The organism is Dyadobacter sp. (assembly GCF_051859145.1).
GTDB lineage: Bacteria > Bacteroidota > Bacteroidia > Cytophagales > Spirosomataceae > Dyadobacter.
This window is the reverse complement of the sequence record NZ_JBHYGF010000498.1, coordinates 1-2401: the sequence shown is the minus strand read 5'-3', so window position 1 is coordinate 2401 and position 2401 is coordinate 1. Positions and strand designations below refer to the sequence as shown.

Annotated in this window: 3 protein-coding genes; all 3 read right to left on the bottom strand. The window is 45.9% G+C overall.

The features are described from left to right. Positions 1 to 164: 164 nt before the first annotated feature. From ACTIE6_RS22700 to ACTIE6_RS22690, 3 genes are read right to left on the bottom strand one after another with little or no spacing between them, the layout of a single operon-like run. A complete protein-coding gene (locus tag ACTIE6_RS22700; protein ID WP_439558805.1) occupies positions 165 to 587 on the bottom strand; it encodes an STAS domain-containing protein in 423 nt (140 codons plus the stop codon). Positions 588 to 641: 54 nt separating this feature from the next. Beyond that, entirely contained in the window at positions 642 to 1574 is a 933-nt protein-coding gene (locus tag ACTIE6_RS22695; RefSeq protein ID WP_439558804.1) for a phosphoribosylaminoimidazolesuccinocarboxamide synthase, read from the bottom strand. Between the two features lie 14 nt (positions 1575 to 1588). After that, positions 1589 to 2308 carry a hypothetical protein gene (locus tag ACTIE6_RS22690; protein WP_439558803.1) on the bottom strand — a complete coding sequence of 240 codons (720 nt, stop codon included), beginning with the start codon at positions 2306 to 2308 and terminating at the stop codon, positions 1589 to 1591. Positions 2309 to 2401 lie beyond the last annotated feature (93 nt).

Genomic DNA, 2401 nt, shown 5'->3' with positions numbered 1-2401 from the left:
AAATCAAAAACCATGTTTTGGCCAACTTGGAAGATTGCAAAATGCGACTTGGGAAAGTCTTAAACGAGGGAGGAAGGAGGAGGGATGTGAGGGAGGATCGAGGAGAGCAAAAAAGCCACTTCCGGTTTGATGCAGAAGTGGCTTTCTTTTTGAGACTGTGATTATTAAGGCTCTTTGGATTCGCTTACGCCTTCGTAGTCCTCGTCGTCGTAATCATCGTCGCCAGCGCCGAACTGGTTTTCTAGGTTATGCATGAAAACAGCGTCGATCGCCTCTTCTTTCGTTGGGAGAATATTCAGGTCGGGGATCTTCAATGCTTCTAGCAAATCGATAAAATCATCATCCCGCGTTACGATCACCAGTAAGCCAAGATCATTGGCACACAACCAGTTTATCTTTTTTAAGATCGCAGTACCCGGCGCATCTACTGATTTAACGGTTTGCATGTTGACAATCAGGCTGTGGTATCCCTCCCTGAAAAGCGACCTCGCAGTTTCTTCAAATGAAGCCGGTACTTCGCCCGCAAAAGCAGGTTCTTCCAGCTCTATATAGACGTATTGTTCTTTCTTTTCCAGTTTAAAGTTCATTGTTGGTGTTGTTTGGTCAAAACAATAGTTTGAATGAAATTTCTAAATCAGCATTTATAATGTTTTGAGGATTGCTTCCTCGATTCTTTTAAGCGGGTTATCCAGGTTGTTCTTCTGGAAACTGTTACCGGTAACTTTTTCAAAAAGCTCGATGTAGCGCGCAGAGATCAGTTCTATGCGCTCGTCGGTCATTTCCGGCACCGATTGTCCTTCTTTTCCCTGGAACCCGTTTTGAATCAGCCATTCTCTTACAAATTCCTTGCTAAGCTGTTTTTGTGGAAGTCCCGCACGTTGATTTTCTGCGTAAACGTCCTGATAGAAGTACCTGGAAGAATCCGGTGTATGAATCTCGTCGATCAGGTAAATCACTCCGTCAAGTTGCCCGAATTCATATTTGGTATCCACCAGTATCAATCCCTGATCTGCGGCCATTTCGGTTCCTTTTGCGAAGAGCGCCAATGTGTATTTTTCAAGCTGTGTGTACTCGTCTTCGCTTACAAGTCCCTGTGCCAGTATCTCTTCCTTCGAAATATCTTCATCGTGTCCTTCGTGCGCTTTTGTAGTAGGCGTGATGATAGGAGCTGGCAGCTTGTCGTTTTCTTTCAGCCCGTCAGGAAGCGACACGCCGCAGACTGTTCTTTTTCCAAGTGAATACTCACGCCAGGCGTGACCAGCGAGGTAGCCTCTCACGACCATTTCCACCGGGTAAGCCTGACATTTCAGACCAATGCTCACATTTGGATCGGGCACTTCCAGCAGCCAGTTAGGTACGATATCGGAAGTTGCATTCAGAAAGTGCGCTGCGATCTGGTTCAAAACCTGACCCTTGTACGGTATTGCGCGGGGCAGTATCACGTCGAATGCGGAGATCCGGTCGGTAGCAACCATCACGAGGCGTTTTTCGAAAGAATAAACGTCCCTCACTTTTCCTTTGTAAAATCCTGTCTGTCCTGGAAACTGGAAGTTGGTTCCTGAAATGCTATTCATGTTTTATATTAAAATTACCACTCTATTTCGTCGTTCTTCTTGGTCTGGCTGTTGTATTGCTTCCTGCGAAGCTGGTAAATATATTGGCTTTCGTTCGATTTCATCGCATCCAATATCGCCCTTGCCTGATCCTCAGACATATTCATTTGTTTGAGACTTTTCAGCAGTTCTTCTTTCCTGGCATCGTTGGTCAGCTCGCGGCCGTCTGTCGGCGGGCCTGGTTCTGCCGGCCGGTTTTCCTGCGTTTGGTTCTGTTGGGTTGATTTCTGTTTTTTGGTAAGTAGATCTGAATCCGCCTCCTGACCTGAAAAATTCTTTTTAAGGATAATATAATTCTGCCGCGCGAGGTCATTCCCGGGTTCAAGCCGCAATGCGGTTTTAAGACTGGCCAAAGCGTTGGCTGTGTCTTTCCGTTCCACTCTGATCAATGCAATCTGGGTATTGGCAATGGAAGCAATGGACTGATTTTCAATGTCGCTCAGCAGTAGATAATGCTTTAATGCGGCATTGTATTTCCGCATGCTGTAATAGGAATGGGCCAGGTTAAGCCGCGCTGCCGGATCTGAAAAAATGGAGCCGTAGGTAATCTGGCTGTAAAGGTCGGCGGAACGTGCAAATTCTTTGCTTTGGTAGGCTTGCTCAGCGTCAATTTTGCGCTGATTCGCTTTCGTGATGGAATCGAACGTCCGGTTATCCCAAAGCCAGAGCAGGACATAAAGAACAAGAGCGGTCATATCGATCGTGCTATTGAAGTGCAAAAATAGAAATTGATCTTTACAGTCGGAAGGTTCCTATGGTAATTAAAATATCCAGCAGGATCAGGATAA

Coding starts and splice junctions, on each gene's coding strand:
- ACTIE6_RS22690 (WP_439558803.1), bottom strand. CDS start 2,308: ATGACCGCTCTTGTTCTTTATGTCCTGCTCTGGCTTTGGGATAACCGG.
- ACTIE6_RS22695 (WP_439558804.1), bottom strand. CDS start 1,574: ATGAATAGCATTTCAGGAACCAACTTCCAGTTTCCAGGACAGACAGGA.
- ACTIE6_RS22700 (WP_439558805.1), bottom strand. CDS start 587: ATGAACTTTAAACTGGAAAAGAAAGAACAATACGTCTATATAGAGCTG.